This window comes from Microvirga medicaginis, from assembly GCF_052658925.1.
This window is the reverse complement of sequence record NZ_JBQWEL010000012.1, coordinates 52,344-78,554: the sequence shown is the minus strand read 5'-3', so window position 1 is coordinate 78,554 and position 26,211 is coordinate 52,344. Positions and strand designations below refer to the sequence as shown.

Annotated in this window: 24 protein-coding genes; 1 reads left to right on the top strand and 23 read right to left on the bottom strand. The window is 60.7% G+C overall.

Features of this window, described 5'->3' with window-relative positions; all coding sequences use genetic code 11:
• Positions 1-158 precede the first annotated feature (158 nt).
• The 23 genes from ACUXUR_RS16150 to dctP all read right to left on the bottom strand — a co-directional run bounded on the left by ACUXUR_RS16150 (position 159) and on the right by dctP (position 24,984).
• The gene (locus ACUXUR_RS16150; protein ID WP_445503366.1) at positions 159-806 is read right to left on the bottom strand and encodes a bifunctional 4-hydroxy-2-oxoglutarate aldolase/2-dehydro-3-deoxy-phosphogluconate aldolase; all 648 of its coding nucleotides are present in this window, start codon (positions 804-806) and stop codon (positions 159-161) included.
• 36 nt (positions 807-842) lie between these two features.
• The gene (gene edd, locus ACUXUR_RS16145; protein ID WP_445503365.1) at positions 843-2,684 is read right to left on the bottom strand and encodes a phosphogluconate dehydratase; all 1,842 of its coding nucleotides are present in this window, start codon (positions 2,682-2,684) and stop codon (positions 843-845) included.
• An 11-nt stretch (positions 2,685-2,695) separates the two neighbouring features.
• Entirely contained in the window at positions 2,696-3,379 is a 684-nt protein-coding gene (locus tag ACUXUR_RS16140; RefSeq protein ID WP_445503458.1) for a 6-phosphogluconolactonase, read from the bottom strand.
• A complete protein-coding gene (zwf, locus tag ACUXUR_RS16135) occupies positions 3,379-4,860 on the bottom strand; it encodes a glucose-6-phosphate dehydrogenase (RefSeq protein WP_445503364.1) in 1,482 nt (493 codons plus the stop codon). Before zwf ends, ACUXUR_RS16140 begins: the two co-directional genes overlap by 1 nt.
• A 170-nt stretch (positions 4,861-5,030) precedes the next feature.
• The gene (locus tag ACUXUR_RS16130) at positions 5,031-5,861 is read right to left on the bottom strand and encodes a PfkB family carbohydrate kinase (RefSeq protein WP_445503363.1); all 831 of its coding nucleotides are present in this window, start codon (positions 5,859-5,861) and stop codon (positions 5,031-5,033) included.
• Positions 5,862-5,930: 69 nt separating this feature from the next.
• Entirely contained in the window at positions 5,931-6,944 is a 1,014-nt protein-coding gene (locus tag ACUXUR_RS16125) for an SIS domain-containing protein (RefSeq protein WP_445503362.1), read from the bottom strand.
• Positions 6,945-7,350: 406 nt separating this feature from the next.
• The gene (locus ACUXUR_RS16120) at positions 7,351-8,001 is read right to left on the bottom strand and encodes an HAD family hydrolase (protein ID WP_445503361.1); all 651 of its coding nucleotides are present in this window, start codon (positions 7,999-8,001) and stop codon (positions 7,351-7,353) included.
• A 93-nt stretch (positions 8,002-8,094) separates the two neighbouring features.
• Entirely contained in the window at positions 8,095-8,937 is an 843-nt protein-coding gene (locus ACUXUR_RS16115) for a TIM barrel protein (RefSeq protein WP_445503360.1), read from the bottom strand.
• 53 nt (positions 8,938-8,990) lie between these two features.
• Positions 8,991-9,989 (bottom strand): asparaginase, encoded by a 999-nt coding sequence (locus tag ACUXUR_RS16110; RefSeq protein ID WP_445503359.1) that lies wholly within the window; start codon positions 9,987-9,989, stop codon positions 8,991-8,993.
• Between the two features lie 204 nt (positions 9,990-10,193).
• Positions 10,194-10,931, bottom strand: a complete 738-nt coding sequence (locus ACUXUR_RS16105; RefSeq protein ID WP_445503358.1) for a GntR family transcriptional regulator — start codon at positions 10,929-10,931, stop codon at positions 10,194-10,196.
• Between the two features lie 168 nt (positions 10,932-11,099).
• A complete protein-coding gene (gene argH / locus ACUXUR_RS16100) occupies positions 11,100-12,596 on the bottom strand; it encodes an argininosuccinate lyase (RefSeq protein ID WP_445503357.1) in 1,497 nt (498 codons plus the stop codon).
• Between the two features lie 13 nt (positions 12,597-12,609).
• Positions 12,610-14,025, bottom strand: a complete 1,416-nt coding sequence (locus ACUXUR_RS16095; protein ID WP_445503356.1) for an MmgE/PrpD family protein — start codon at positions 14,023-14,025, stop codon at positions 12,610-12,612.
• Between the two features lie 17 nt (positions 14,026-14,042).
• Positions 14,043-14,822: an amino acid ABC transporter permease gene (locus ACUXUR_RS16090; RefSeq protein ID WP_445503355.1), complete on the bottom strand. Its 780-nt coding sequence runs from the start codon at positions 14,820-14,822 to the stop codon at positions 14,043-14,045.
• Positions 14,785-15,456 (bottom strand): amino acid ABC transporter permease, encoded by a 672-nt coding sequence (locus ACUXUR_RS16085; protein WP_445503354.1) that lies wholly within the window; start codon positions 15,454-15,456, stop codon positions 14,785-14,787. Before ACUXUR_RS16085 ends, ACUXUR_RS16090 begins: the two co-directional genes overlap by 38 nt.
• A gap of 96 nt (positions 15,457-15,552) precedes the next feature.
• The gene (locus ACUXUR_RS16080) at positions 15,553-16,404 is read right to left on the bottom strand and encodes a transporter substrate-binding domain-containing protein (protein WP_445503353.1); all 852 of its coding nucleotides are present in this window, start codon (positions 16,402-16,404) and stop codon (positions 15,553-15,555) included.
• A 133-nt stretch (positions 16,405-16,537) separates the two neighbouring features.
• Positions 16,538-17,245: an amino acid ABC transporter ATP-binding protein gene (locus ACUXUR_RS16075; RefSeq protein ID WP_445503457.1), complete on the bottom strand. Its 708-nt coding sequence runs from the start codon at positions 17,243-17,245 to the stop codon at positions 16,538-16,540.
• Between the two features lie 433 nt (positions 17,246-17,678).
• Complete coding sequence (locus ACUXUR_RS16070; RefSeq protein ID WP_445503352.1) at positions 17,679-18,362, bottom strand: HAD family hydrolase; 684 nt, start codon at positions 18,360-18,362, stop codon at positions 17,679-17,681.
• Positions 18,363-19,039: 677 nt separating this feature from the next.
• On the bottom strand, positions 19,040-20,155 hold the full coding sequence (locus ACUXUR_RS16065; protein WP_445503351.1) for an L-tyrosine/L-tryptophan isonitrile synthase family protein: 1,116 nt from the start codon (positions 20,153-20,155) through the stop codon (positions 19,040-19,042).
• Positions 20,156-20,218: 63 nt separating this feature from the next.
• Positions 20,219-21,070 (bottom strand): ROK family protein, encoded by an 852-nt coding sequence (locus ACUXUR_RS16060; RefSeq protein ID WP_445503350.1) that lies wholly within the window; start codon positions 21,068-21,070, stop codon positions 20,219-20,221.
• 3 nt (positions 21,071-21,073) lie between these two features.
• The gene (locus ACUXUR_RS16055; protein ID WP_445503349.1) at positions 21,074-22,186 is read right to left on the bottom strand and encodes an L-tyrosine/L-tryptophan isonitrile synthase family protein; all 1,113 of its coding nucleotides are present in this window, start codon (positions 22,184-22,186) and stop codon (positions 21,074-21,076) included.
• Positions 22,186-23,478, bottom strand: coding sequence for a TRAP transporter large permease (locus ACUXUR_RS16050; RefSeq protein WP_445503348.1), 1,293 nt, complete (start codon positions 23,476-23,478; stop codon positions 22,186-22,188). Before ACUXUR_RS16050 ends, ACUXUR_RS16055 begins: the two co-directional genes overlap by 1 nt.
• Entirely contained in the window at positions 23,475-23,942 is a 468-nt protein-coding gene (locus ACUXUR_RS16045) for a TRAP transporter small permease (protein ID WP_445503347.1), read from the bottom strand. The genes ACUXUR_RS16050 and ACUXUR_RS16045 overlap by 4 nt, the downstream gene beginning before the upstream one ends.
• A 19-nt stretch (positions 23,943-23,961) precedes the next feature.
• Positions 23,962-24,984, bottom strand: coding sequence for a TRAP transporter substrate-binding protein DctP (dctP, locus tag ACUXUR_RS16040; protein ID WP_445503346.1), 1,023 nt, complete (start codon positions 24,982-24,984; stop codon positions 23,962-23,964).
• Between the two features lie 274 nt (positions 24,985-25,258).
• Between dctP and ACUXUR_RS16035 the strand changes: the two genes are divergently transcribed.
• The gene (locus ACUXUR_RS16035) at positions 25,259-26,140 is read left to right on the top strand and encodes a helix-turn-helix domain-containing protein (protein WP_445503345.1); all 882 of its coding nucleotides are present in this window, start codon (positions 25,259-25,261) and stop codon (positions 26,138-26,140) included.
• The last annotated feature ends 71 nt before the right edge of the window (positions 26,141-26,211 follow it).

Sequence of the window (26,211 nt, the reverse complement as noted above, 5' to 3'; positions counted from 1 at the left end):
AGAACGTCAAACTGAATGGGCTCTCGCTGTTGGTGCCATGAGCCGGGCACTTGGCGAGTTGCGTCCAAGGTCCCTATGCCTGCGGATGGCATCCTCTATCGTCTGATGCTCACATGGCAGAACGCGCCCCCCTGAGATATCCAAGCAATGGATGCCGTTCATTGTGGGCTGTTCTCTTTCAGACACAGCGTCGCCCGAGCCAGATCGGTGATCCGGCCCCAGTCGCCCTGACGGATGGCATCCCGCGGCGCCAACCATGATCCGCCCACGCAGACCACATTCGGCAAGGCGAGATATCGTTTGGCCTTTTCCGGATTGATCCCGCCGGTCGGGCAGAAGCGGGCGGCCGGCAACGGCGAGGCCAGTGAACTCAGCAGAGCCGCACCACCCACGGCCTCGGCCGGAAACAGCTTCATGTGGGTGTAGCCGCGCTCCAGCACCGCCATGACCTCGCTGGCCGTGGCCGTGCCCGGCAGGAGCGGCACGGGCGAATTCGCCGCTGCGTCCAGGAGAGCCGGCGTGGCGCCGGGACTGACCGCGAAGGCAGCCCCGAGAGTGGCGACCGCATCCAGCTGGGCCGGCGTGAGCACGGTTCCGGCCCCCACGATGGCATCGGGAACCTCGGCGAGGATGCGGCGGATTGCTTCGAGCGCAGCCTCGGTCCTGAGCGTCACCTCCAGCACGCGTACGCCGCCGGCGACCAGCGCCTTGGCGAGCGGCACGGCATCGGCCACGTCCTCGACCAGAATGACCGGGATAACGGGCCCCTGGCCCAGGATTGCGGCGATCTGGCTGGCTTCAGACATCGGTGGTCCCCCTGCGGCAAGGTTCGATTGGGTGCTTCAGGCTGATGCTGCCTCCGGCCAGAGGCTGGCCGCGCCCAGATCGGCTGGGCCCACGGTTGTCCGAAAGGCCGAGAACAGATCACGCCCCAGAGACAGCCCACCGGCCACGGCATTCGAGCGCGTCGGAATGCGCGTCGCCAGTGTGTCCGCATCGACTGCAACCTCGAGACGACCTTCGGACGCATCGATGGTGATCAGGTCCCCGTCCTGCACAAGCCCGATGACTCCACCACTCTGAGCCTCCGGCGTCACATGGATTGCACTGAGGATCTTGCCCGAGGCCCCGGACAACCGTCCGTCCGTCAGGAGTGCCACCCGCAGTCCGCGATTCTCCAGTACGCCCAGGGCCGGCATGAGCCCGTGCAACTCCGGCATGCCGTTCGCCTTCGGCCCCTGCTGGCGCACCACCACGACCGTATCGCGGTCGAACTGATTGGCCTTGAACGCTTCCAGGAACGCCTCCTGGCTCTCGAACACCCGCGCGGGCGCGGTGAGCGCCAGCCGCTCCGGACGCACGGCCGAGGTCTTGACCACCGCCCGGCCGAGATTGCCGGTGAGCAGTGCCAGTCCTCCAGTGACCTGGAAGGGATCGTCGACAGGCCGCAGAATGGATGGCTCAATCACGTCACCGGACAGATCCCGGTAGGCGAGTTCTCCATCCTGAAGCCAGGGCTCGCGCGCATAGGCGGCCAGATCGGCTCCCGCCATGGTCTCCACGTCGCGGAACAGAAGGCCGCCCCGCAGCAGCTCCCGGATCACGAATGCAATGCCACCGGCGGCGTGGAACTGGTTCACATCCGCAGGACCGTTGGGATAGACCCGGGCCAGGAGCGGGACGGCATCAGCGAGGTCCGAGAAGTCCTCCCAGGTGATCGCGAGCCCGGCTGTCCGCGCCATGGCCACCAGATGAAGCAGGTGGTTGGTGGAGCCGCCGGTGGCATGCAGGCCTACGATGGCGTTTACGAACGCCTTTGGTCCCAGGCGCTCGCCCAGGCCCCGCACTCCTTGCGGCGCCCGCACAGCCTCGATCGACAGGCGCACGGCCTCCCGGGTGAGGGCATCGCGCAGCGGCGTTCCCGGAGGCACGAAGGCGGCACCCGGCACGTGCAAGCCCATGATCTCCATCATCATCTGGTTGGAGTTGGCGGTGCCGTAGAAGGTGCAGGTGCCGGGGGCGTGATAGCTCTTCATCTCGGAGGCCAGCAGTGCCTCCCGCCCCACTTCGCCGGTCGCGTAGGCTTGGCGCACGCGCGTCTTCTCGTCATTCGACAGTCCCGTCGGCATGGGGCCCGCGGGCACGAACACGGTCGGCAGATGGCCGAAGGACAGCGCGCCCATCACCAAGCCCGGCACGATCTTGTCACACACGCCGAGCATGAGGGCGCCGTCGAAGACGTTGTGCGAGAGAGAAATCGCCGTCGACATCGCGATCACGTCGCGGGAGAACAGCGATAGCTCCATGCCGGGCTGCCCTTGTGTGACGCCGTCGCACATGGCCGGCACGCCGCCCGCCACCTGGGCGGTGGCCCCCAGGGCTCGCGCTTCCGCCTTGATCAGGTCCGGATAGGTGGCGAAGGGCTGATGGGCCGAGAGCATGTCGTTGTAGGCCGTCACGATGCCGAGGTTCGGCACCGTGCCGGTGGCGACCGCCATCTTCTCGTTGGCCGTGCAGGCTGCCGCCGCGTGGGCGAGATTGCCGCACGAAAGCTTGCGTCGGGGTGGATGAGAGCGGCGGACCTCGTCGATCCGCTCCAGGTACTCCCGCCGCAGATCGCCAGACCGGGCACTGATGCGGGCTGCGACGTCTTCAAGGACTTTCGAGGTGGGCGCAAACGACATGATGGCAACCTTCATTCGGCAAAATAGACGCGGGGCGGAACGCCGTTCTCGAACAGGAGACGGACCGGTGCGGTACCCGGGTCGGCCGAGCCGAGGGCGCGGTTCAGAGCAGCCAGTTTGTCCTGGCCGGAGATCAACAGCGCCTTCCAGCGTGCTCTGGTCAGGAGAAGCGGTCCGAGGGACAGCCTCGGCTCCAAATTGGCTGGATGAGCCGCAAGTACGGCCGGAGTCGCCTCTCTCCTGGCCTGATCAAGCCTCCGGTCGCCCGGAAAGAGCGAGGCGATGTGAGTATCCAGCCCCATGCCGACGACCAGGACGTCAAGGGGTGCCAGAGCGCTTACGCGCTTCGCAAGGGCTGCGGCGGTCTCGTCGAGGGAGCCGCCAGCGGCGCGAAGCGGCACGAGGCTTCCTGGCTCCAAAGGGAGACATTCCCGGATCATGCGCTCATTGGAGCGGGGATCATCCGGCAGAACATCCCGCTCGTCGGTCGGGACGACCGTGATGGCCTGCCACGGCAGATCGTGCTGCCCCAGCCGCGTCAGGAACTCCCGAGGTGTTGTCCCACCCGGCACGGCGAGAGCCGCCCGTCCCCGTTCGTTGACAGCCTGTCGGAGAACGCCGGCGACATCGCTCGCTAGACGCTGCGAGACTTGCTGCAGGTCGGGGCCGCGGACGAGGTCGAGGGCCACTCCCATCACCCCTGCACCTCCGGGTCGGCCCAGCTGCGCCCGTCGCGCTCGATCATGCCGACCGCCTGCGACGGCCCGAACGTGCCGGCCGCGTAGCGGTGGGGCGTCGCGTAATGCTCGCTCCATCCCTCGATGATCGGATCGATAAAGCTCCAGGCCGCCTCCACCTCGTCGCGGCGCATGAACAGGGTCTGGTCACCCCGGATCACATCAGTGAGAAGGCGCTCATAGGCATCAGGCGTGCGTTCGCCAAAGGCCGTATCGTAGCGCAGATCGAGCGTGCGCGGCACCAGCTTGAGACGCCCGCTGCCGGGCACCTTCATCATGAACTGCAACTGGACACCGTCGTCCGGCTGGACCCGGATGACGAGCCGGTTGGGCTCGGGATCGCCGCGGAAGATCGAGTGCGGCACGCTCTTGAAGGTGATCGCGATTTCGGAGCAGCGTGCCCCCATGCGCTTGCCGGTGCGCAGGTAGATAGGCACCCCGCCCCAGCGCCAAGTGTCGATCTCACAGCGCAGGGCCGTGAAGGTTTCAGTCCCACTTTCGCGACCGAGCTCCTCGGCATACCCGGGCACCGGCTTGCCCGCAATGGAGCCGGCGGTGTATTGCCCGCGCACGGTGTGGCGGAGCACGTCACGCCCTTGGATGGGTCGGAGCGCCCGCAAAACCCGCACCTTCTCGTCGCGAACCGCATCGGCATCGAGGGTGTTGGGCGGCTCCATGGCGAACAGGCACAGGAGCTGCAGGACATGGTTCTGCACCATGTCCCGGAGTGCGCCGACATGATCGTAGTAGTCGGCGCGCTGCTCCAAGCCGACAGTCTCGGCCACGGTGATCTGAACATGGTCGATGTCGCGCTGCGACCACGAGCGCTCGAACAGGCTGTTGGCGAAGCGCAGGACCAGGAGATTCTGGACGGTTTCCTTGCCGAGATAATGATCGATGCGGTAGGTGCGGCTCTCCGGCAGCACCTCGGCCACGGCATCATTGATTGCCTGGGCTGAAGCCAAGTTCCTGCCGAGGGGCTTCTCCAGGATGAGACGGCTGTCGTCCTCAAGCAGGCCTGCGCTCTTGAGCGAGCGGGCAGCCGGAATGAAAAGGCCGGGCGGAGTGGCCAGATAAAAGGCGCGCACCCGGCCTGGATCATCGAGACGAGCGTTCAGATCAGCCATGGTGGCTGGGTCAGAGACATCGGCGCGCACGTAGCTGAGGCGCTGCAGCAGGCCGTCAACGTCCGCGGTCGCCAGGCCCTGCTCTTTAAGGCGGACGGCGGTGCCGGCCTTCAGGCTCTCCTCCGCCTCGCCCGAGCGCACGATACCGACGATGCGGCTGGCTTCAGGGATCACGCCCTCCGAGATGCGCTGCACGAGGGCTGGGAAGAGCTTGCGGATGGCGAGATCGCCGCTGGCTCCGGCAATCGCCAGATCGAAGACCGGGACCGGCGTCCGCTCGGGCAGCGGAAGCGTCGAAGAAGGGTGATACATCAGACCTCATCCAAAAAAGTGACGGACGCTGCGGATCATCACAGCGGCCGCCCAGTCAGGGAGGAATAGCGGTATTGTCGTCGTTTGATAGATTTGCTACATTTTGATGTAGCTTTCAACCAAAACTTTTTCGGATTGTCGGAATTCCGCCTCTCGGTAGGTGAAGAGGCTCATGGCAGCGGATGAGGGCCAAGCGCTACCGGCTCCTGTGGGAAGCCTCCAATATGGCGGCACGTTTCCGCTGCCACGTCGCGCCCCTGTTCCAAACACGCTTGTAGGTCTTTTCCGAAAGAGCGCGCCGAAAGAAACCCAGCAATGAAACTGTCGCCAGCTCCTGTGGTGTCAACGACCTCCACCGGCCGGATCGCAGTCTGAGCTCGGACCTTGCCGTCCGACGCCATGCTGCCGAGAGAGCCGCACGTCACGACAGCAAGTTTGGCTCCCTCCTTGAGCAGGGTGCGAAGCAGATAATCCGCCCGGTCCCGGTCGGCTCCAGCTGACGCAAAGGCTACGTCGAGGCCCTCGACGCCGAGGTTGGTGGGGTCCGCGTTGACGGACACGTCCTGTGAGACGCTGACGCCCGCCGCTCTCAGAGCCTGCCTCAACACGCCACCATCATCGAGCCAGCCGATGTGAACGTGGCGCAGACGAACCAGACTCTCAATGTCGCGGCTGGTCGGTCGATAGCCCTTGCAGACGCCGAAATCCTCGAACGCCAGGATGCGATCGCCGGCCTCGTCGACCTCTATGTTCGTGTAGGCAGTGATGCCGTCCACAACCTGCACATGGTCAGTGACGAGGCCGTTCTCGTGGAAGCAGGCCATCATGCGACGGCCATCACTATCGTCCCCGACCGCTCCAAAATAGGCGACCCTGTGCCCGAGCCTACTGAGCTGCACACCGACATTAACCGCGTTGCCGCCGATCAGGGACAGACCGACCGGAGGCATGAAGCGATCGATGCAGTTATCGCCGACCACGGCAAACTCGAATGTGCTCATTGGTTTCCCCTCGTGGCAAAAAGACCGGCGCCAAGATGACCTGGCGCCGATAAGTTTGGGAGGACAGGCTTAGTACGCCACGCGCTTGTAGTAGCGGCGGGTGGTGAGCGGATGATTGCGCTTCAGCTCCAGGTGAGCGCTTATGCGTTCGAGAACCGTGGCCAGCACCACCGGGGAGATCAGGGCGCGAACATGGTTGGAGATGCCCGGCAGGGCGAACTCGGCGGTGTCGAGCACACGAACCTTGTCCGTGTAGGCCGGCAGGAAGCGCTCGACGCGCTCCACGAGGGGACGGGAAGCATCCTCGCCCTTGAAGAGCAGGACGCTGACGCCCTTCTCCACCAGCTCAAGCGTGCCATGGAAGAAGTCGGAGGAGTGAACCGGACGGGTGCGGATCCACTGCATTTCTTCCAGAATGCACATGCCGTAGTAGAACGCCTCGGGCCACGTCGTGCCGGCACCGGTAACGATGTGGTAAGGCTCGTCCTTGATAGCCTCGGCGAATTGCTCGGCACGCTCCTCGTAAGCGCGCTTCACTTCGAGCAGAGCGTGGGGGAGCCGCACGATCTCCTGAACCGTGTCGTTGTATTCCCGGTACTCGCCGCGCACGTGCATGACGGAGAGCGCGATCAGTAGAGACTGCACATAGAAGGACTCGCAAGAGGTATCGTCCTCGGCAAAGTTGACGAAGGCGTAATCCGCGCCCCTGGCGAGCGGCGTCTCGGCGTGGCCGATCAGGCTGATGACCTTCGCGCCCTTCCCCCTGCAGTAGTTCATGACCTCGATGCTTTCCTTCGTGGTGCCGGAAAGCGACGGGATGACAACGATCGATTTCGGACCAAGCGCCTGATGACCCGTGAGCACGAGCTCGGCGGACATCTCCAGGTAGGTCGGGAAAGCGGACTGGCGCTGAAGCAGTTGCGAAGCCGGCATCATCAGGATGGCCGCGCCGCCGGTGCCCAGGAAGAAGATGTTTTCAGCACCGTTCTCCAAGCATTCCGTGATGGCGCTGCGAATTCCGTTAGCGTGGGCAACCGCGCCGGACTGGATCCGCACGAAGCGTTGTTCATCAAAGTTCAGCATGAGGCATCTCTCAATCGGAAGAGGTTGGTCGGCAGCTGGTAGGTCCAACGCCTTGCCAGTCGTCTGACAACAGACTGCAAACTTGGTGCTGTGTCAAGTGGAAAGGTGCCGCCTTGGAGCGTATTCTGCCGGAGTGACAACAAGCAGAGACCCTTCCCAGGGCGAAATGCCATCGAGTGCGTGCCGCTTTCGCGCGCTCCGCTCCGTGTCCACTCAGTGCCAGGCTCAATTAGACAGGTGGTGAGAGGCCGCTGCTAGCGGCAATTAAAGGTGGCTTTGTCTGCGCATCGCCGGCTAAGGATTAACGATCGGCCCCTTCAGGATGAAGGCGACGCTTGCATGACTGCTTTGGTGAGCGAAATAGCTGAGCCGCAAGTTGGCTCCGTCCCGGATTCGCAGCGTACGGTCAAACGCCTGCAGCGACGATGTTGTCAGCACGGCACATGCTAAGGACCGACTCCACCACCTTACGCCTTATGCTCAGATCCTGCTCATTACAAGCAATGAAGACTGTCTTGAGCCCTGCTGCCTGGGCTGATTGTAAGCCACTTTGACTGTCCTCGATGGCGACTACTTCGCTGGGCGCGCAATTCAGGCGACGGCAAGCTTCGAGGTAAGGTAGCGGGTCAGGCTTTCCGACCGGAACGTCATCTCGGCTGATAGAGAAGTCAAGGAGATCGCAGATGCCGAGTGCTGCAAGATTGGCGTCTACAATGCGGCGTTCGGAATTGGATACGCAAACTTGGCGTATCCCGGCCTCCTGCAGCGCCTGCATGGCCTCAAGAACGAAAGGTCGGGCAACAAGCGTGGACGACCTCTCGACATAAGCGTTGATGATCTCATTGAGCCAGGTCACAAACCTTAGCTCGGACGGAAAACCTGGCTCTAGTGCCTGCCAAGCCCAGCTCATGTCGCGACCAAGGAACCGCTCCTGCGACTCTGAGCCGAGGTTGACGCCGTACCGCTGTGACACCATGCCGAGACAAGCATGGTGCAGCGGCTTGCTGTCCACTAGAGTGCCGTCGATGTCCCATGCAACGGCTCTTACTTCGGTCATCGGCAGATTTCCTTGAGGTATGCGTCATCCGGCTTGGAACAGCGTGCAGGGAGGCCAGGCTTCCGGTCGCCGATCTCTGCTCTCGCACTAGGATCAGACGGTGTGAATTACCTTTTGCACAACCTCGAAGCTTTTGCGCATGGGAGGAAGGGGGGCCAACCAGTAGCGCGGGCTGGTGAACTCGAAAGATAGGGCTCCCGAGTAGCCGCTGTCACTGAGGTCGCGGATATAGTCGTCGAGCGGGAGGGAGCCGTCACCCCAGGCGAGATGGCTGCCTTCCATATCACCATCGATGAGATGGACGTGACGAAGTTCGGCTCCGACTTGAGCAACGTAGTCGCGAACGGTTTCGCCAACCACGGCCATTGCAACGGTATCGAGGATCGCCTTCACCGTCGGCGACGCAAGTTCGTCCAGCATCCGCCGCAAGTCCTTAGCGGTATTGATGATGTTCGACTCAGTCGGAGTGAGTGGCTCGAGCAGAAGATCGACGCCCAGTTTCTCCGCATGTCTCGCAATCACGCCCAGCGCGTCTGCCGAGCGCCGCCACGCGGGGCCTATCTCCTCATTGGCGTATCCCCAGCCCGGTGTGATCAGCAGATACGGGCTCTCCATTTCAACACAGGCATTCAGGCTATCTAGAAAGTATCGGATGCTGCGGTTGCGTACTGCATCCTCCCGAGACGCCAGATTGATCGGATAGATGCACTGTTCCGGGGTAAAGCAGGTTAGCTCCATGCCCCGTTCACGGATCGCCGATTTGAGCTGCCGGGCAGCGCTCAAGGGCTCGTCCGCCACATAGAAATGCGGTGAGGCTCCCCAGATCTCAACCTTGGTCAATCCGATAGCGGCGGCGTCATCAAGAAAGCGCACGAGAGGATGGCGGAAATAATGAAAGTTCATTCCGCAGAGCTGGGAGGGATTGATGGCGGTCATAGGCGGCTCCTTCGTCCTGTCGGATAATCAGTTGAGTGGGCTGCTGGTCTTGCTCAATAGGTCAGGAATATCCGCTCGATCTCGGCAGAATCGTCCGTGACTGTCAGGGCGAGGGAAAGGAGAAGGCGCGCTTTCACGGAACTGAGATTGTCCGCGACGAGAAAGCCGTTGTCTTGTGATCGTTTGCCCTTGAAGGTCCGGCCTGAGCCGGCGCGGCTCGCCTGCACGACCACGACGCCCTGCTCGTGAACGGCCTGGGCCAGCACGGCGGCATCGGCATCCGCCGTGAAGCCGGGAGCGAATCCTGCCGAGACGATGCCCTTGGCGCCGGCTGCGATGAAGGCGCGAGCGGCCGTTCCATCCGAGCCGCTATAGCAATAAAGGATGTCCACGCGTGGCAGAGCCTCGAGCGTCCTGACGTCGAACTCGGTCTCAGGCGCTGCCCTGCGGACAGGCTTGCGATAGAAGACAACCGCATCGCCATCGGCATGGCCGAGGATTCCGAAGTCCGGCGACTGGAAGGCGTGCAGACGGAACGTAGAGGTCTTGGTGACCTCGCGGGCAGCATGGATCTCGTCATTGAGCAGCACGAGGACCCCCATGCCACGTGCATCGGGCGAGGCCGCCACTCGGATGGCGTTCACGAGGTTCATCCCCGCGTCGCTCGACAGAGCACTGGCCGGCCGTTGTGCGCCGACGAGCACGATTGGCACGGAAACCTTCGTGGTCAGGGAGAGAAAGTACGCTGTCTCCTCAAGAGATCCTGTCCCATGGGTGATCACAATCCCGGCAAGATCCGGATGGCTTTGCACCAGATCATCCATCAACAGGAGAAGGTCCTTCCATTCCGGAAAGAAGATGTTGAAGCTGGGCAGAGCCCTGAAGCGGACCGGATGGACGTCGGCCACCTCGTGAACCTCGGGAAATCGCGCGATCAGCTGGTCGGCATGCAGAGGGCCGCCGGCGCCGTAATCGAGCACCTCGATAGAGCTTTCGGCCAGTGAGCTGATGGTGCCACCCGTTCCAATTACGGCCACTTTGGGTTTTTGCATTTGAGATTCCTCGTAAGCGGCGGGATGAGAAGCCCCCTCAAGAGCTCTTTCACAGGCGATTCAGCTGGAGGCTGTCCAGTTGAGATGCGGCTGTATTGCCAGTCATCACCGGCCCTTCAGCTGTAGAGCTACCCCTCGCCTTGGCCGGGATGCGCAAGGGAAGGCATTGCTCAAGCCGATGGTCCAAGACGCCGCCGGTTTGATCTACTTGCGGACGAAGCTGAAGGTAAACCGGCTTCCCCGATGATAATCTTTTGAGAAGAGGACAGGCGTCCCAACAGGGGTGTAGGCCACCTCGGTCACCAGAAATGCCGATCCAAAGTCATGAAGGTTGTTTCGATCGCTAACCTCCTGCGGGAGCAGGACCGCACTGGCGGAGGCCGTCGACATCGAAGGCCGCTGGCGGTATCGCTCCAAGAGGTTCAAAACAGAGCCACTCCAATCGATATCAGAGACGTGGTCTGGAATGATCACCCTGGGGATGTAGTCGATGCAGTAGACAAGCACCTCCTTGCCCTGCATGCGCAGACGTTCGAGCCGGATCACACGCGCGCGTGCATCCAAGCGCAAGGCGGTCTGCACCTCTTCCGGTGGGGCCTCCTCAGCAACGGACAGCACCTTGTTTGTCGGCTTGTAGCCGAACCGACGGACCATGTCCGTGACGCTCTCGAAACACGTGATCGGGCGCTCAACCTGTAGGGTCGCCATTGCCGAGACGTAGCGGCCCTTGCCATGTTTGACGTAGATCGTCCCGTCCTGCTCCAAAAGCTTCAGCGCCTCTCGCAGGGCCGGACGGGAAATCCGGAACGTCTGAGTCAGCTCGGCTTCTGTGGGTAGCTGGTCACCCGGCTGCAGCCCCCGCTCTTCAATCATGGTGCTGATCGCATCGCGCAGTTGCAGGACCAGGGAGCGCTCATCGCGGAAAGGCAGAACAGATGACATGTTGCGAAGCCTATCAAAGAGGTCAGTTGTCAGTCAAGAAAGAGGCCCTGTTATTCAGTTCAATTGAGGCTGTTCCTGCCCCGGTCTGGCAGATCGGGAACTCCGCTGCCTGAATGAAATCCCACCGGACGCACATTGGATTGTCCGGCGGCATCTCAGCACAGGATATCAAGTCAGGGCTGTCATCCCTGCCTCCAGGCGCTTTTGCGCTTCCTCGACCTGAGCCACTCTCCGTGCCAGTTCGGCGCGATTGGCGATGAGACGCTGCCTTTGCTCCTCAAGGACCCTGCGAACCTCAGATGGCGCCGTGCCGCCCGCGGTAGTCCGGGCTGCGACAGCGCGAACCGGATCCAAGCAGGCTTGGATAAAGGCGTCGTCAATTGCCAGATTATAGCCAACAACGGCCTGAGCTGACCGGTTCACCAGGTCCGCCGTGATGTCCGACGCGCCGATCCCCTCGTTGAGGGCTATTTGAACAGCTCCGCCAACCACATGATGGGCCTCCCGGAACGACAGACCTGCTTGGCGCACCAGTCCGTCGGCGAGATCAGTGGCAGTTGAGAAATTGGTCCGGCACCGCTGCAGGAGCAACTCCGCGTTCGGCTTGGCCGTCTCGAATACCAGCCGAAGCAGATCAAGACTATCCACGACCTGATCCAAGGCCGACCACGCGTCGGCAATGCCTTCTCGGACAGAATCCAGACCGATCGAGTAATTGCTGCCCTTGACGCTGGCGAGAACGGATGTGAGCGCGCCGATGCTCCGCCCCGACGAGGCCCGGAAGTACTCAAGCATCAGAGGATTCTTCTTCTGTGGCATGATGCTCGATGTACCGGCGACCCGATCTGGAAACTCAATGGCCGAGAATTCATGCGTGCAGAAGGTATAGAGATCCTGAGCCACGCGGCTCAGAAGCGTCGACATAGCGGTGATCGCCCAAAGCAGTTCGGTCACAAAATCCCGTGAGGCCACCGCGTCCAAGCACGGCTCGACGATCCCGTCAAAACCCAGGAGTTCGGCCGTGCGCTGCCGGTTGATGGCAAAGGACGTGCCCGCCAAGGCTGCGGCACCGAGGCTCGCCAGATTAATCCGCGCATAGGTTGCAGCAATCCGGTCGTAGTCTCGCTGAAGCGCCGCCGCCACGTTCGTCAGGTAATAGCCGAAGGTGATCGGCTGAGCGGGCTGCAGATGAGTGTAGCCCGGCATGATTGTCTCGGCATGCTGCTCGGCGGACGTGAGGCAGGCCTTCCGGGCTTTGCCGAGCTGCTCGAGGATCCGTAGGCACAGCGCGCGAGCGTGCAGGCGATCCAAGGTCGCACCGATGTCATTGCGGCTGCGCCCAATGTGGATCCACCCTGTCAGCTTTGGGCCGGCAATTTCCGAAAGGCGGTTCTCGAAGGCGAAATAGGGATCTTCGAATTGTGGGTCGAGACGAACCGCCTCCTTGCCCTCTCGTTGAGCTTGGAGGAGAGCTTTCGCGAGGCCGGTGGCAACCTCCTGGCTGACCAAGCCGCATTCGCTCAGCATCACCAGGTGGGCTTGGTTCAGGCGGCACATGTCAGTGAAGGCCTCATCGCTGAAGGCCTGCATGCCCGGCTTATAGATAGTGTTTGCGACCTCCTCGGCGGTTCGTTCCGACAGGCGCGCACTCACAGCGTTCTTCATCTCGCTCTCACTTTTAGCTGGTTGTTCTTCCAAATGCAGTAAAGGGTTGGGCGGCCGGCTTGCAGATGAGATCCAGCAGCGTCCGACAATCATCGACCTCATTGATCTTCAATAGGGAGTCGAAGGCGGCCGTCGCCTGCTCCGTGCCAAGAACCGCGCCCGTGCAGGCCTCGAACTTTTCAAACAACCGCGCGCGATCAAGACGACGGCTGGCGCTTCCCGGAACGAACTTCGTAAATCGTTCCAAGCGGGAGCCATCCTGCATGATGAGGCTAAGGCGGGAAGATACCGAAATGCCACTATCGCCCTTCGGCAGATCGGGATCGGTCTGCACCACAATTCGGTCCATCAGCGCCCGGACATCCGGGTGGACCACCATCTCGTCGGAAAACTCAGTGACATTGAGGCGGCCGAAGACCGCTGCCGCGGCTAGGCAGAACGGCAGACTGAACTTGGCCTCGGTCCCTGTCGTCGGGCGTTCATAAACCAGGATGTTCGGCACGGCCGGATCAATCCAGCAAACGATGCGCTCAATCTCGGCGGCCTTAAATCCCTGCTCTGCCTGCAGCGACAGAAGGCCATCGACAGCGGCATGGGCTGCCGTACAGCAAGGGAACGCCTTGATCGTCAGACCAGGTCCGATCAAGTCGAACGGAGCCCCGAAGGTAGCAAGTACCGCGGAGGCATCCGCCCCGTCTCCGAACAAGCTGACATAGCCCTTCGGGCCGAGCAGGCTGCCCGGTGTCGAGGTGAGCCCCTCGGCGGCGAGCTCGCTGGCCAGAACACCCTGAGCAACGGCCTGTCCGACTTGCAGCGGCTTAGTATCGCTGCCGAAGTTGCTGCGAAGGCCGCCTGCAAACGACGCCGCCATTCCAAGAGCATGGCGCATCGCATTCTGGGTTAGGCCAAGAATCTGTCCGCTAGCGGCCGCCGCGGCAAAAACGCCAAGGGTGGCGCTGGCATGCCATCCGCCCTTATAGTGGAGCGGATTGACGAGGCGGCCTAGGCGTGTTGCCGCTTCGAAGCCCAGGATATAAGCGCGCAACAGCTGCCGTCCGGAAATGCCGGGCCGGCTGTCGGCCGCTGTCAGAGCGGCCGTCAAAGCCGTGACGGTGACGTGCGCCATTGCAAGCTCAGTCTCATCGTCATCAAAGTCATGGAAGTGACCGGCGAAGCCGTTCGCAAGAGCGGCGTCGTGTCGTGCGAGGCTGATCCCCGTCCCCCAAACACGAGCAGATCCCTCCCCTGCCGCGGCGGGAGGATAGACCCGCAGAAGCGATTGGAAGGCCGGCTCATCGACCGCCGCCAGAGCAACGCCGACAAGGTCGACCAGGTGTTCGGCCGCGATGACCTCAGCCTTAGTCGGGATCTCTGGTGCAGAGCCCGCCAGCAGCGCGGCGAACTCTTGTTCAAGTTCATAGGAGGACATGAGATTGCTCCTTCGGATCAGGTGCGAATCTCAATGGTGGCAAGCGCCGGCGCTTCAGGAGCCTTACCTTCCGCCGCGGCCGATTGACGGGGAATAGCATACGCTCGGTTGAAGTACCGCTCCAGCATGGCACCACTAACAGAGATCACCCAGCAGATGACGAAGTAGACCACTAGGATCGAGCTATAGATCAGGAAGGCGGGGCTTCCTCCCTGTGAGATCGTCGTCTGCTCAATCAGGATTTGACCAGACCGAAGCAGTTCGTGGACTCCGACGACGGCACCTAGGGATGTGGCCTGAACCAGGGAGGTGATGAGGCCCACGTAAGGTGGCAGGATAACGCGCATCGCCTGAGGCAGGATGACCAGGATCATCGCCTTCCACGAGCGCAGACCGAGAGAAGCGGCAGCCTCTCTTTGATCCTTCGTCACGCTAGCGAGCCCTGCCCGGATGATATTCGCGCCATTTGCGCCACCCCACAGCGAGATGCTGATGGTAGCCGACCAGAACGGATTGAGCGACACCCCAAGCGCGGGGAGCACGAAATAAGTGAACAGCACCGTGACGATGAGCGGGATGTCGCGCAACACCTCAACGACCACAAAGCTGGTTTTGCGGATGATGAAGTTGCGGCGCACCATTCCAAAGGTGAATATGATCGCGACGATCGTCGCCAGGATCGTGACGACGGCGGCCAGCAACAGCGTCCAAACGAGGCCAGTCGCAAGAAATTGGCTGTATTGGATGAGCACCATCGGCTTAGTTCCTAACGTATGGACGGTCGAGCCGATGCTCAAGCCGATGCCCCAGGGCTGAGACGATTAACACGCAGGCGAGATAGATCACGCAGATCGCGGCAAACATTTCGAGGGTGCGGAACTCATAGGCATTGCGCTCAACCGCCACGAAGGTGAGTTCGGCAAGCCCGATGGTCTGCAGGTAAGCTGAATTCTTCAGAGTTGCGACGACAGTATTCAGTGTCGATGGGAGCGCCGCCCTCAGAGCGATTGGAAGCACGATGAAAGCAGCGTGATGCCAACGCCTCAAGCCAAGTGAGGCCGATGCGTCCTTGACGCCGGGGCTGACGGTTGCGAGTCCCGCGCGGAAGCTTTCGATATGGAAGGCACTGGCCCACAGTGTCAGCGCTGCAGCTCCCGACCAGAATGTCGAGAGGACAACTCCGATGCTGGGCAGACCATAGAAGATGAAGAAGATCTGGACCAGAAAAGGCGTCCCACGGATGAACTCGACGTAGCCGACGACGATTCTCGACAGGGCACGAATGCTGCTAGTGCGGAAATAGGCTCCCACCAGACCGATGAGAAGCGACAGGACGATCGAGACCCCACTGACGAGCAAGGTCATGTAAAGGCCGTCAATGAGCCTGGGTAACGTCTCGTAGATGTAGATCCAATCAAAGTTACTAAACATGAGCGGCCCAGCCTTGCTTGCAAAGGAACCCTGTAGTGGGGCTAGCAGAATGGCAGATGCCGGCGATGCTTGCCTGCATCGCCGGCGTGAGCAGTCTCAGGTTCTGGGAGGAGCAGGAGGCTGCGTCTGGAAGGACTTCAGCGTCTCGCGCAGAACAACCGGATTGTTGACGAATTCCGGAATGATTTTTTCGTAATAGCCTTCTTTCTTCATCTTGTTCAGGGCTGCATCAAGGAAAGCCTGAAGTTCCTTTTCACCCTTGCGAAGGCCAATGGCGTTGAAACCCAGGTCCAATCCCTCCTCGATCACGCGGAGATCCGGATAGTTCGAGCTAAGGGACCAAATCAGGCCTCCATCACCGACGAATCCCTCAACGCGGCCCTGGCGAAGGGCCTGAACGCAGTCAGATGTCGTATTCAGCTGTGTCAGCTTAATACCAGGGATATTCTCATTAAGCCACTTAGCCTGCGAGCCGCCTTTGACAATGCAGATGTTCTTATCCTTGAGTTCAGCGAGCTTCGTGGCCGGGCTGTCCTTAGGCACCATGACATTGCTGGTGCCCCACATATAGTACTCGGTGAAGTCGATCACCTTCTGCCGTTCGGGGAACTTGCCGAGTGTCGCAAGGATAATATCAATTTTCTGGCCGTTGAGGGAGGGAATGCGCGCCTCGGAGGTGACGCACTGGAGATCTACCTTGTCCGGCGAGCCGAATGCGAATTCGGCAATGCGCCGGGCCATCGACACCTCAATGCCAATCGGTTTACCGCTGGGATCGAGAGAGCCGAAGGGTGGCGAGTCGCACTTCACACCGACGCGAAGCACCCCTTTGGAGAGAATATCCTTTGGGACGGGCGGCAGATCCTGTGCCTGAGCGGCTCCGGCAATAAGGCAGCCAGCGATGACTGCCAGGGTGGTCTTAGATAGATGTTGCAACTTGGGCAGCATGTGAGTGTGTTCCTCGTTAAGAAGGTTTGGGATGGTGCAGACGTTGTGGATCGTCTGTTCTTTCTTGTTGAACTTGGTACCTATCGGGTCAGAGGCGGCACTATCGCCGCTCCGGTGAGTTGAGTTGCAGAGCTCAGTGCAGGATCTGGGACAGGAAGAGCTTGGTGCGCTCGTGCTGCGGGTTCTTGAAGAACTCGTCGGGCGTGTTCATTTCGACGATCTGCCCGTAATCCATGAAGATTACCCGGTCGGCCACCTGGCGGGCGAAGCCCATCTCGTGGGTGACGCAGAGCATGGTCATGCCCTCTTCCGCGAGGCCCACCATGGTGTCGAGCACCTCCTTCACCATCTCGGGATCGAGCGCGGAGGTGGGCTCATCGAACAGCATGATCTTGGGGCTCATGCAGAGCGAGCGGGCAATCGCCACGCGCTGCTGCTGGCCGCCCGAGAGCTGGCCCGGATATTTGTTCGCCTGCTCGGGGATCTTCACCCGCTTCAGGTAGTGCATGGCGACCTCTTCCGCGTCCTTCTTGGGCATCTTCTTCACCCAGATCGGCGCGAGCGTGCAGTTCTCCAGAATTGTCAGATGCGGGAAGAGGTTGAAGTGCTGGAACACCATGCCGACGTCGCGGCGCACCTCGTCGATGCGCTTGAGGTCGTTCGTCAGCTCGACGCCGTCGACGATGATGCGGCCTTTCTGGTGCTCTTCCAGACGATTGATGCAGCGGATCATCGTGGACTTGCCCGAGCCCGAAGGTCCGCAGATCACGATGCGCTCGCCCCGGTGCACACTGAGATTGATGTCACGCAGCACGTGGAACTCGCCGTACCACTTGTGCATGCCGGCGATCTCGACAGCGGCCTCTTCGGGATACGCCGAGGTTGCCGGAGTTGAAGCTCGGATGGATGGGCTCAGCAAAGGGCGTAACCTCCTCAAGCTGGAATGGTCATTCCGTCGGTCTGATCCGCCAGACGTCAGACAACAGGCAACAACAAGACCCGTGCGGTGTCAAGTGCTAATGGGATCAGAAAACGCAGGAAGCGTGCTGGCTGTGATAGGCGCCTTAAAATTACGCACTGAATGGAGGGAAACTAGCCTTTGGTATAAGGCTGTTGGCAAGCTGATCGCGAGTACACCATGACGGGAACCTTAAGCATTTCAAGGCCAAGGAATTCACCACAGGGTCTGACTCTTTCTGGGAAGCAAGCGAACTCTGCTACCCTATCCCGCAGTCACCCCTTCTCTCCTCTGAGGCCAAGGCGTCCCCCTCCTCTCAGATAGTGCTTTGCAGGAGTTCTCTGATGGCTGGCTCAAGTTCTGCAACGGGCCGGATGTTTGGCGGGAATTCCAGCATCCAATCCTCTGGCCAAGCAATCGTGTGGACCCCCGCGGCCAAGGCAGCTTGCGCGCCAGTCGGGCTATCTTCGATCGCGATACATTGATGCGGCTTGACCCCAAGCAGTGTCGCTGCCCGTTCGTAGGGTTCAGGATCGGGCTTGCCGCGCAGCACGTCATTGATCGACACCGAGATGAACCCAGGCTCTTCCAGTCCCAGCACCCGGATGTTCGCGTTCACCACGATCCGGTCGGAGTTCGAGACGAGGGCCTGCCGGAGACCCAACTCCCCGAACATCCGCCAGGCCTCCAATGCGCCGGGCCTTACCGCGATCTCCGTCGCATGCGCCGTGTAGTAGCTGTATTTCAGGCGGCGCCATTGGTCGAAGCTCATGGACAAGCCGAAGGTCTGCCGGCATTTCTCGTAGACGACCTTCGCGGCCCGGCCGACGATCTCATGATGAAACTCGTCGGGAACTTCTACTCCTTCTGTCGCCACAGCATGTCGAAGGGCTCGAAAGTGCATGGATTCGCTCAGCAGGAGGGTGCCGTCGATGTCCCATAGCACAGCGCGGAACGGATGGTTTCCTTGTCCAACTTGATTTGTGCGTTCGTTCGTCATTGGACCAGTTCCTCTGTCGGATCGTCAGCCGCGATCATTTGCACCAGCGGCAACATCATCCATGCTACTGCCTCAAGCACTAGCTAGCTTCCCCGTTCCCTCGGCTCGGGCAAGAGCCGGCAACAGTTTTTCAATAGTTAGGGCTGGACGTGATGTCCTGAAATTGCGTTTGCCTGATTGGAGTGATGATGCCTCTCAGCGACTGTTCTCAAGTGCGTCCTCTGGTCAGGCGAAAGTCTATTTGGGTTAGAGTGTGACGTAGAGCGAAGCCGACTGAAGGCCCGCTTCTCCCATATTTAGGAAAGTTTGCTCTACTTCCGCCTCGTGCCAGGGGGGTGACCTTCGGCGTGGTTTTGTAGGGCCTCGCAAGATGTCCTTGTTGTGCAACTTCTATCATCTCCATCCCCGAGGTTACTCTCACCAATCGGCGCTGATTTGTTCATGCCAGGGCAGCGTTGGCAAAGCACTGGCCTCACAATCCATCCCTTAGGGGACGCCATCTCACGCCCCTGATTACACCCTACATTGGGATTCAGATCTGCACAGCGAAGTGCAAGCGATCGGTGAGGCTCTGGGTTCTCGTCACCTGTGGATTAGGTTGAATGTAACAGGTTGAGCGGCCGGACACTCATCAGAATGCCCGGCTTGATAAGCCTAGCGGCAATCTCAGCTGGCTCTTACTGCTCAATATAAAGGAAGGGAGCCGGATCGGCGTCGCCTTGAAGCTTGAGCGGCTCGAACTTGCCCGCCTCGTGAACCAGATCCCAGTAGTACTCGATGCGCAGCGTCCGACTCTTGGGCGACCACACAGGAACGCCATGATAGGGCAGCACATCCGAGGGCGCAGGGAGCGGGCGAACGCCGACCCGCCCGGGGCGCGGTGAAACAGTCAGTGCGACACCGCGCGGGGCATAGCGCTCGAGCATGTTGACCCGGTCGCGGGCCTCAAGAAACCCGCGATAGCCGACCACGCTCTCCTCTGCACGCCGCTGGATTTTCGCGCGGACGGTCTCGGCGCTTCCGTCGTTGAGGTAAGCGCGCCGCAGGGTGTCGTCGTCGACTCCCTCATTGCGCATGAGATGGAAGGTTACCGGGAGGGCATCCCGCAAGGCGACAACGGTTTTCTCATCTCCCCGGTCCCGGCGCTGGCGGATTTCATCGCTGACCTCGGCCCAGACCTTCTCGAATCCATCCAGTTCCTCAACGGCCTTCTGAAGGTCGTGCAGCACGATGTGCTCCGAGAAACCGAAACCATGCGACATCTTTTCGAGAGCATCGAAGTACCGGTCGGCATCGGCCTGCGGAATGCCGTTCAGGCGAGCGAAGGCACCTTCGGCAAAGACATGGATTTTCGCCCCGGGCGGATAGACGGCCGCGATGGCGCGTCCGATTTCGTTCAGCCTCTTCAGCATGACCACTTCACCGAAGTCGGGGAGCAAGCGAGGCGTTTTCAACGGGACAGGGGCCTTGAAGGGAAAGCCCAAGATCGTGAAGAGCATCGGCTCATTCCGCTCGATAAAGTAGCGGAAGCCGGCCTTCCATTGATCGGCGAGGGAAAGGATCCACTCGGGATCGCCGAATACGACGGAGGGTTGGGTAAAGAAGGCCAGGAGGCGGTCCTCCAGCGTATTGCCCGCAGGGACCGACAAGGCAGGGGCAAGTACATCGAGCATCGGCTCGAAGAATGCCCGATCAACCGTCCGGGCTGGTCCGAACTCAGCCAGCGGGGCGGTCCTGTCGAGGCTCCTGAACGGACGGAACGGAAAAACATAAGGGCTAGTGGCCTGAGCCATGGGTATGTACTCCTGAAAAAGGTTGAGGAAGGAAGGGAGCGATTGCTTGAAAGCGGTGGGCGGCTAGACCAAGCCTCGGCAGGCCGGAGCCTCCAGGATCGAGGCCAGGATGCTCGCAGGGCGGCAGGCTGGCTCGAGAATCGCATTCGCGTAGCGTACGGCCTCTGGAAGGAAGTGGTGCGAAGCCTGTGCGACGGATCCGGCGAACACGATAGTCTTTGGGTTGAAGATCCGGCACATAGTGACGAGATAGCGCCCCAGATGCGTTGAGATGATCTCGAACGTTTTGGCGGCTGCCGGATCCATCTCGATTCTCTCTGTCACCTCGGCAGCGGTCAGCGATGCGCCGGTCAGCCGATGATACACATGCGCAACCCCGCGGCCCGATAGAAGACGGTCGACAATCACCTTCTCGCCGATCTCGGTGACCTCGAACAGCTCGTTGCACACGAGCCCTGCCCCGCCGCTGAACCCACGCATGAGCCTCCCGTCGTGATAGGCGATTCCGGCGCCTGAACCCATGTTGATCAGTAGGAAGGGCAAGCCCGATCGGCCTGCGCCGAAGCGATACTCACCCAACGCCATCGCATGGACATCGCTCTCGACCTGAACTGAACGCTTGAAGCGCTCAATCAGCATTCCACCGAGATCGACCGAAATCGGTCCGCCGAGAAGGGAGCTTTGCGTGAGCTTTCCTTCATGGACCGGCGCATTCCAGCTCAATCCGATCTTGTCGTCGCCATCGGTGACATATTCGGCCATCAAATCGAAGGCCCGGCCGAGAAAAGACGAAGAACCTGGCTCAAGCCTTGCCGTCGCCACCTTGTCGCGGAACAGGATAGAGCCATCCTTCCGCATGCGGCAAACTTCGATTTTTGTGCCTCCGAAATCGAAGGCGAGCGTTGACGTATTCACCCTTTAGCTCCGAACATAGAGGAAGGGCTTATCTTCAGGATCTCCTGCAAGGTAGATCCGCTCATAGCGCCCGTTGCCGCGGGTGAGGTCCCAAAGGTATTCGATCTCCAGGATCTGCTGCTGGGAGTCCCAGACCGGAACGCCATGGTATGGCAGCACGTCAGCGGGAGCTGGAAGGGGGCGGACACCGAGCCTGCCGGGCCTTGGCGAGACGGTCATGGCCAGCGCACCCGGCGCATAGCGCTCGAGAAGGTTTATGCGATCCCGCGCTTCGAGGAATGCGCGGTAGCGTAGCACGCCCTCCTCTGCGCGCGCTTGAATGCTGGTGCGCAGGGACGCCGCACTCTCGTCGCTGAGATACGCGCGCCGGAGTTCGTCTTCGCTGACTCCTGGATTGGCGATGTTGTGGAAACGCACGGGCAGTGCATCGCGGATTGCCTCCAGCGTCTTCGGATCTCCGCGATCCTGCCGCTGACGGATTTCCTCCGTCACCTGCTTCCAGGCATCGTTGAAGTCGGGCTGCTCATCGATGATGCGGCTCAGGTCTTGAAGGACGATGTGCTCGCCCAACCCGAAGCGATCCACCATGCCCTGGAGGGATTCGAAGTATTGGTCAGCGAGTTCTCGTGGCATCCCGTTCAGCTGACTGAACGGACCTTCCGTGAAGACATGAATCTTGACGCCGGGGCTGTAGACCTTGGCGATGGCCTTGCCGATCTCGTTGAGCCGAGCGAGCGAGGCGACCTCGCCGAAATCCGCCAAGCGCCGATTGGTCTTCAACGGAACTGGCATTTTGTAGGGAAAGCCGAGGATGCTGAACAGCATCGGCTTCCCTCGGGCGATGATGTCACGGAATCCTTGCTTCCATTCGCCCGCCCTGGACCGGATGAACTCGGGATCTCCGAAGACGACCCGCGGATCGACGAACAGCTCCAGGAGACGATCCTCCAAGGCGCCGCCTGCCGGCACTTCGAGACGCGGCGCAAGAACCGCAATGATCGGCTTGAAGTAACTTTCGTCGACCGTCTTGGAGCCGGTGAACTCCACGGTCTCGACGGACCGGTTGAGATGCCGGAATGGCCGGAACGGGAAAATATACGGACTGGTAGCTTGCATTACTGATACATCCAATTGGGAAGCGCCAGGACCAGCGGCGAATAGAACGTGATCGCGAGGAGGACCACGAGGAGTGCTCCGAGGAACGGCAGGAGCTCGCGAATGAAGTCTCCCGTACGGCAGCCGGTGATGGCGCATACCGTGTACAGAACCGCCCCGACAGGGGGTGTGAGCGTTCCGATCGTCAGGTTGACGACGACCATCACACCCATGTGCACGGGATCGATGCCGAAGTGGTTTGCGATGCCGACCAAGATGGGAGCGGCAAGGATCATGATCGCAGCTCCCTCCACGATCATGCCCATCAACAGCAAGGCTACGTTGATACAGAGCATGATGACTATGGAATTGCTGCTGATCGAGCTCAGCAGCTCGATAACATGGACAGGCACCTGCTCGATCGCAAAGATATAGGAGAAGGAGGCCGAGGCACCGATGATGATGAGCACCGCCGACGTGGTGCGCGCCGTCTCCTTGAACAGGACGCCCACGTCACGCAGACTGACCGTGCGATAGATCAGGCCGCTGACGATCAGGGTGTACAGAGCCGCCATGGCGGCCAGCTCTGTGATCGTGAAGATCCCCGCCCTCAGGCCGAGCAGGAGCAGCACCGGCATCATGAGGGCCCAGAAGCACTGCTTGAAGCTTTCGATGATTTTCGAAGCAGGTGGCCTTTGGGCTCTCACTGGCGCATAGCCGCGCACTCGCGAGATCACGGCGACCGTCCCCATCAGGACAACGGCGATCATAAGGGCCGGGATGACGCCGCCCATGAAGAGCTTGGCGACGGATACGCTGCCCAGCAGGCCGAAGATGATCATGGATGTCGACGGCGGGAGCACAGGGGCGATGATCGACGATGCAGCCGAAATCACGGAAGCGAAGCTCAAAGAGTAGCCATGTTTGCGCATTTCCGGGACGAGGACCTTGGAGTCCACGGCGGCGTCCGCAATCGCAGAGCCTGTCATGCTTCCCATGATCAGGCTGTTGAGCACGCCCACCTGGGCGAGGCCGCCCCGCCAATGGCCGACCAGCGCATCGGCGAAGGAGACAATTCTCTCGGCGATGCCTCCTCGGGCCATGGTGGTGCCGGCAAGGATGAAGAACGGAATGGCAAGAAGGGGGAACGATCTCAGAGCAGTTTGAACCTGCTGCATCATGACCAAGGTCGAAGTATCGGGGTGGAGCGTGTAATAGACGAGAGCGGCCCCGAGAATGGCGAACGTAACCGGCACGCCGAGGATCATCAGCGCGACCATGCCGATCAGGTCGAGTGTCAGCAAAAGGCTCATGGTGAGTTTCGCCTGAAAAGATTACGATAGGCGTGGCGTCCGTGGGCAAGCGCCATCAGAGCGAACGCAATTGGGAAGACCATGTAGAAGTATCCGAGGGGCATCTCGAGACCTTCGGATACACGACGCCAGCTACGCATCGTATATTGCCATGATGCCACAGCCATCATTGCGGCAACCGCGCAGCAGAACACGTCCACGAGAACGAGAGACGCGACGCGAGAACGCCCGGAGAGGCTGTTCTGCACCAGATCGACATGGAAATGGTCACGGCGGCGCGATGCGCCCGCCGCGCCGAGAAACACGGACCACACGAACGCGTATGTTGCGATCTCGACGCCATTCGGGATGTGTGTTCCTGCGGTATCCCGCAGGAACACATCAATCGAAATCATCGCCGTGATGATCGCCATCAGTATGGCTGGGAAGTCGTCGTCGACTCCCTGCCAGATACGTTCGATCATATTCCTGATCATGGCAGACTCACTTGAGGACGGCTTGCACCTGTTCGAACAGATCTTTCGGCCACTCAGGGAACATCGTGTAGAAGCCGCGTGTCGCCTCCTTGTAGGCGGGAATGTCCGCGTTCACGAAGGTCACGCCCCGCTTCTTCAAGGAGTCGATAGCCTCCTCGGTGATCTTGTCCATGCCGGCCGAATAGATCTCGCCCTTACCCTTGAACTGCTCCGTCATCACCTTCTGACAGGACTCGGGAAGCTTTTCGAAGCGATCCGAGTTCATGGCGAAGCCGTAGAAGTTACGGAAATGGTTCGTCACGGTGACGGTTTTCGCCACTTCCATGAGCTTCGCATCATCCATGCCGCGAATGCCGCCCTCGGCCGCGTTGACCACGCCCTGCTGCAGGGCCAAGTACAATTCGGAGAACGGAAGCGGCAACGGCGAAGTCTTTAAGAGGGTGAAGGTGCGCAGGTAAGCCGGCGCTTCCGGCACGCGCATCTTGATACCAGCGAGGTCGCTTGGCTTCGAGTATGCCTTATTGGACAGAATGGATCGCGGCGAGTCGAACCAGTTGAGCGCGAGGACTCTCAGGCTTCCTTGATCCGCCAACTTGTCCTCCCACCTCTTCACCAGATCCGACTTGGCAAGCTTCTGAGCGGACTCGAGCGTCTCGGTGAGGAACGGCCCGTTAAGGATGCTGAGCTCCGGCACGCCAGCCGTCGCGAGAGCGCCAGCGGTCACGTAAAAAATAATGTTCTGTCCAAGGGACGCCTGTTCCAGCGCCTGCATCTCGCCGCCAAGCTGAGCGGACGGGAATACAGTCAGCTTAATCTTGCCCTTAGTCGCCGCGTCCACGTCCTTCACGATATCAATCAGCCGGGGGTGAATTGGGCTCGTGGTCGAATTCTGGTGGGAGATACGGAATTCCACGGGGGAGCTGAGTTCGGCGGCGCACTGGTCTCCACTTGAAGCCGCATTGGTGGATCCAGCGGCAAGGAGCATGACTGCGGCTGAAACTAATACGATCGACTTGTTATGGTATTTCATAGCTTCCTCTGTGTTCCCGGTCTGAATTTTCTACGCCCTGTTAATTCAGCGTGAGATCAGCCTAATCGGCTCCTTAGCTGGCCATCTTGAATGTTTGTGCAGGGCCCTGACGGTTGCGGCATCGTGGCACTTGGAGCATAAAACGGGGATGTTCCGGCCGACGCTGCCGCGCAGTGACTGGTGTCGTCACGCCTGAGCTGTGTGAACCGCGAAACGCATGTGCAGGATCTTGAGCGTTCAAGAAACTATCGTGGGGGTGCCGGTGACACATACGATGACGAGAGAAGTTCGCCACTGGCGGATGGGAGCCGACATCGACGTGTTCGACATTGCCGCTCCAGCCGAGCCCGGATCGCTGCATTGTCACTCCACATTCAATATCGGCGCGGTGATCGAGGGCGCCGCCTCCCTGGAGACCGGCGGCAGAACTTACGATCAGCCACATGGGTCGATTGTCCTTCTCAATCCATTCGAGTCGCACGCCAGCTCCTGGCTCGGGAGCATGAACCGCTATTTCGTGATCTATTTCTCGCAGGAAGCTTGGCTTGCAGCGTGCTCACGCCTGTTTCCGGGGCTTCCCCCGGCACGGCTGCTCGGTCCGGTCGTGCAGGACAAGTTTCTTCTTGAGGCGATGACGAATCTTCGGATGCGCCTTCTCAGGGGGCCGCAGCAAGTCGGCATCGACGAGGTCACGGCCGTCATCGCTTCCTGTGCAGCGCGGCAGCGGCTGATTTGCGACGAAGAACCGGAAGGAGCAGCCCAGGAGATCACGGAGCGGCATCGTCGGCTTCTGCAAAGATGCGGCGACGAATCCGCGGAGGCGGCATCGAGCCGGATCAGCGAGATCGCCGCGGAATTTGGAATGAGCCGCTTTCAGTTTTCTCGCCAGTTCCGCCACAGCAGCGGCATGCCGCCACGGCGTTTTCGCGTGCAGATGATGGTCGCGACGGCTCAGCAGGCGATTTCATCCGGCGCCAGCCTCGCTGAAGCCGCCAGCATGGCCGGCTTCAGCGACCAGAGCCACATGAGCCGCGAGTTCCGCCGAACCTATGGCATGACGCCGGGCGAGTTTCAGAAGGTCGTTGCTTCCCAGCTAGGCGCAGCACAGAGCAGGCCCAATACGACCAGCCCGAGCACCAACCGCACGGACTCGTAAGCTCACCGCACAAACATACAAGAGGCGGAAGCGCCGCTGGACTATTCCCCATCCATGATTTTGAGCGGGGA